The sequence below is a fragment of the Okeania sp. SIO2B9 genome (assembly GCF_010672505.1).
In the GTDB taxonomy this organism is placed as follows: domain Bacteria; phylum Cyanobacteriota; class Cyanobacteriia; order Cyanobacteriales; family Microcoleaceae; genus Okeania; species Okeania hirsuta.
In genome coordinates this window covers 1-5,056 of the sequence record NZ_JAAHGK010000491.1, presented here as the reverse complement: position 1 = coordinate 5,056, position 5,056 = coordinate 1, and the positions used below count along the sequence as shown (strand labels likewise).

Here is a 5,056-nt window from a genome sequence, read left to right as displayed (position 1 = left end):
TAACTTTTTACTTTTTAACTCCTAACTTTTGATTTCACTTTTGACTTTTAACTTTTTACTTTTTAACTCCTAACTTTTGATTTTTGACTTTTAATTTTTTAATTCCTAACTTTTAACTTTTAACTTTTTGACTCCTAACTTTTAATTTTACTTTTGACTTTTAACTTTTGAATTTTGACTTCCCTTCTGTCTCCTGTCTCCTATCTCCTTCCCCAATTATTGTTGAGATTCTTGTTGTTGATAGAGACAGAAATAACGACCTTTAACCGCCATTAATTCACCATGAGTTCCCTGTTCCACCACCGAACCTTTATCCATCATAATAATAGTATTAGCATTTTTCACTGTTGTTAAACGGTGAGTAATAAAGAACACCGTTGTATCAGCAAAAGCTTCAGCCAAATTCTCACAAACTTGACGTTCCGAACTGTAATCTAATGCGCTAGTTGCCTCATCTAAAATCAACAATCTCGGATTTTGTAAAACCGTCCTAGCAATAGCAATTCTTTGCCTTTGCCCCCCTGATAAAGAAGCACCTCTTTCACCTACCATAGTGTTATAACCACTAGGTAAATTCATAATAAAATCATGAGCAACTGCTACTTTAGCCGCCCTCACAATTTCATCAGTAGTAGCATCTGGATTTGTCAAAGCAATATTATCTTGAACCGTACCATTAAACAGGAGAGTATCCTGCAAAACCACTCCAATTTGACGACGTAAAGAATATAATTCTACTTTTTGAATATCATATCCATCAATAAAAATTCGACCAGAAAGAGGTGGATATAAACGCTGCAATAACTTCATCAACGTACTCTTTCCAGAACCACTCAAACCAACAATTCCCACAAAATAACCAGCAGGAAATTCCAAATTTACATTAGCCAACTGTAAAGGTCCGCTTTGAGTAAATCGGAAAGAAATCTCCTCAAATTTAACACCCCCACTCATCGGCGGCATATCAATATTATTCCGGTCCTCCTCATCTACTTCAGCCTCCGTATCCAAAACATCTCGAAGTCGTTCAATAGACATTCCCACCTCTTGGAAACTCTGCCAAACACTCACAAAACGGAGCAACGAACCTGTCACATTACCAGCAATAATTCGGAAAGCAATTAATCCCCCCACTGACAACTGACCATCAATTACCAAATAAGCACCAACCCATAAAAGTGCCAGTCCGGAAAGTTTATTTAAAAAAGTACTAATAGAACTAGAAGTAGTCTGAGTCAAAACAGTATTAAAACTAGCAGTCATAAACTTCGCATAACGCGCCGACCATTCCCAACGAGACCGAAGTTCCAAATTCTGAGCTTTAACAGTTTGAACACCATTTAAAACCTCTACTAAATAAGATTGAGAATCAGCATAACGTTCCGCCTTTTTCCTTAGAAGTCTTCTTACAATTGGCGAATTAATAACAATAATTCCAGTAAAGAAAGGCACCCCTGCCAAAGCTACCGCCGTCATTAACGGGTTAAGAGCCAACATCACAGCAATATAAATTACTGAAAATACCGAATCCAAAACCACAGTTAAAGCTGTACCTGTCAGGAAATTCCTAATATTAGCCAATTCTCCAATCCTACCCGTCAAATCACCCACCCGACGATTATCAAAATAGTTGAGTGGGAGACGGAGTAAATGGTCAATAACCTCAGAGCTAAGTTTGACATCTATACGGTTAGTAGTATCCACAAACAAGAAAGTTCGTAAACCCCCCAACAAAGCTTCAAATAGAGCCACCAATAACATCAAGATACCCAGAACATCCAAAGCCTCAATATTACGTTGCCCCATCACCTTATCGATAATAATCATGGTCATCAGGGGGTTGACCAAACCAAATACCTGTACAAAAAATGAGGAAATCAACACCTCAATAAAAACTGTCCGATGCTCCATCAAAGAAGGAAGAAACCACCAAAAACTAAACTTTTCCTTCTGTTCTGATTTTGGAGCTTGGAGTAATAGAACTTGTCCAGACTCTCCCCAGATTTCCGCAAACTGGCCTGGTTTGAGACGAGTTAATCCGAATTCTGGACTACCAACAACAATCTCTTGTTCTGTAATGCTGTAAAGTACGGCAAAATGGTCCTGCCATTGAATTAAAGCTGGTGCCTTCAGACGATTAACTGCTGCTGCCGGAACCTGTACCAGTTGACCAGTTAATCCCATCATCTGAGCGATCGCTCCACAAGCTTGCAGAGACACCCTACCTGCAGTCCGAATCTGATTGTCCAATACCCGGCGAATCACATCTCGGCGAAACTTCAGCTTCAGATGTTTAGCCAGCATCTGAAAACAAGCCAAAGCAGCAGGTACTTCTCCCTTACCCCGGAAAATTGGATATTTTATAGATTGAGTATCTTGAGCAACAGTTGGTTCTGGTGGACGTGCTGGTGCTTGGGGGACTACAGATACATCTAAAGGCACAAGCTCAGTGTTTTGTGCCCCATTTTCGACGGTGGTATCTTCAAGTTCGCCTCGCTCTTTTTGTTCTGGGAATCCTAAAATTCTTGCTCCTCTGGGTCCCTCAATTTTTAAAGACCTACCCACTCCATCTAAAACCACTGGACTACCCGGAGCAAAATCTCCTACTACCCCACTACTGATTAGCCAGATTTTTTCCGATTCTAAGATAGATTCTAGTTCCTTAGTCTTTACATCTCCTTTTGGTAGGTTGACTACCACAGTTTTTTCGACAACATTTCTAGCAAGTTCTTTCAAGTTCCCACTAACTTCAGCCCTTCTAGCAAATTCTTGACTGAGTAGTTCAAATACTTCACTCACTGCTGGACGTTCTAAAAAGGCTGCCCCAAATTCTGGCTCTGCTTCTAATATTGCCAAGAAGTCTGCGGCGGGTAAAGTCACGGCAATTAAATCTGTGGAAGCGAGTGCTGTTTCACAAGGTGTCCCTCGTAACAACCCAGCCCAACCAAGGATTTCTCCTGGCCCGGCCAACTGTAAACTGGCATGACGTTGCGATCGCTGGTCGTAACCTAATATTCGTGCCTGACCTTGATAGATAATTGCTATCTGGGTGGGCATTTTTTCTCTTTCAAATAGTGGTTGGCCACTACGGTAACCAAGAAGTTGACACTTTCCCACTAATTGAGTTTTCAGTGCATTTTCTGAAAGTAGATTAAATGGTGGTTTGTCTGCCAGAAATTCTTGTACTTGGGATCTTGATATTGTTGAGGAAGTAGCCATCGAGTCTATAAATTTATTTCACTCTAGTTGGGCAATACCGAAATAATTTAAATCGGGTGGTAGATCGTAGGTTGTAGGTCGTAGTGAACTAACACAGCTAAAACTGTGCAATAGATTTTTATTTCTGGGGTTGCACATTATGGAATGATATTGCCAAAAATTAGTTTAGATTTTGACTAAAAATAACCATTAATTAATCATTCTAGCAATTGATTAATCCACAATCCAATTCAATCAAAAATCTCAAATCATTCGTCGCTGTGCAACGTCTAATTTTGTAGCAATGAGTAATTATCATAATTTTTCTACTACTCTTTATTGCTTGATTTAAACACCAATCGACACTTGTTTAATTTACTGTGGGCAATTCACCTCCCGTTAAATCGGAGATTATAACGGGAGACCCCTTGCCAAATCTAGTTGGGTTAAAATCCTCTCATCAACCAGTTTTCCTTGGAAGAGTAGGTTATTGGTTATTCACCTAAGAAATAATTGTTAATTGTTAATTATTGAAACCTACTACCTAACACTTTTCTTGTATGTTATTTACCTAGCACCTCACAACACACTACCTAAAACCTTCTTCAAACTTTTACGTCTGAACGTAGTGGCTTGAGGGTACCAATTTTTCCTATTTGTTCTCTGATCCAATTTTCAAATAGTTCATCTATTAGAGCGCGACGCATTGAGTCATCAAGCTGTGCAGGGATAAATTTTTCTAATCTAATAATTACTGTCCATTCCGTCAATGGACGTGGTGCCCAGATTTGACCTGGTTTACTTACTGATAAAATTTTGCCTATAGCAGGGTGTGGTTGACTCAGAGGCACTGGCCCTAATAATCCTCCCGAGCGCCCTTCTGGACCTTCAGAGTGTTGACGAGCTGCATCCGCAAAGGTTTGTTCTTCTTCTACTATGCGAAAATACAGTTCGTGGGCTAGACCAGGATTTTTTGTCCTAATCAGAGAGTATACTACCTGGTCTAAACTGCTCTTACGAGTCAGAAAATATCTTTCTACTTGATTACTCCAAGTTTCTTGTTTAAATTTTTCTAGTAATATTGGCCTAATTGCCATTTCTACCAATTGTTCTTGGGTCATGTCTTGGTTTTTGAGCCATGCTTGTTTGGTTTCGGGGGTATTTAACTGATATTGGTTCTCAAATTTTTCTACCGCTGTAGTTTTTTGTGCTTCTGTGCAAGTCAAGTTAGCGATCGCTTGGTCGATTATCACCCCTCGTAAAAAATGAGGCATTAACTGATAACGTTTTAATAACGATGGGATATCTTGAGCTTGCAATAATTTATCGCCGATTTGAAACAGTCCTGTCATTTTTCATATCTCCAACTGACTTGCACTATCCCTTTTAATTTAGTCTTCTGTTAAAAGTAGTGGCAGATTAAGTTACCATATTATTATTATTTCTTTATATTGATTCGTCTTTAATTTAAAAATACAAAGAAATAGGTGATTTTGCCCTGTGACGCATTGTCCTTTGGAGCTGTTCCCCTGTTATTGGTATCTACACTAAAGTCATAGGACTACGAATATGGGTCAAAATATATGCTTATTAATCCATGGTTTCACCAACTGCTTTTAACTTGGGTATAATTCGGATGAATATGCTAGTCAAAATATTTATATTATACTTTACTTCATAATAACATCATTATTATTACTACTGTCTACAATAGCTATAGTTAAATAATGATTATATAGTTAGATAGTTAAGACTATAGTAATCTTTTTCTCCTGCATTTTAAATTTTTATTGTGCTTTATAAATCTAGGTTTTACTGGTTTTTTTATTTATTGCATTGGCTATTTACCTCTTCTGTA

2 protein-coding genes are annotated in these 5,056 nt (G+C 38.4%); both read right to left on the bottom strand.

Annotation, left to right across the window (positions count from 1 at the left end; genetic code table 11):
• Positions 1-216: 216 nt before the first annotated feature.
• Complete coding sequence (locus tag F6K13_RS17570) at positions 217-3,219, bottom strand: peptidase domain-containing ABC transporter (protein WP_124146458.1); 3,003 nt, start codon at positions 3,217-3,219, stop codon at positions 217-219.
• A 584-nt stretch (positions 3,220-3,803) separates the two neighbouring features.
• Positions 3,804-4,550, bottom strand: a complete 747-nt coding sequence (locus F6K13_RS17565; RefSeq protein ID WP_124146457.1) for a peptidylprolyl isomerase — start codon at positions 4,548-4,550, stop codon at positions 3,804-3,806.
• Between the last annotated feature and the right edge of the window lie 506 nt (positions 4,551-5,056).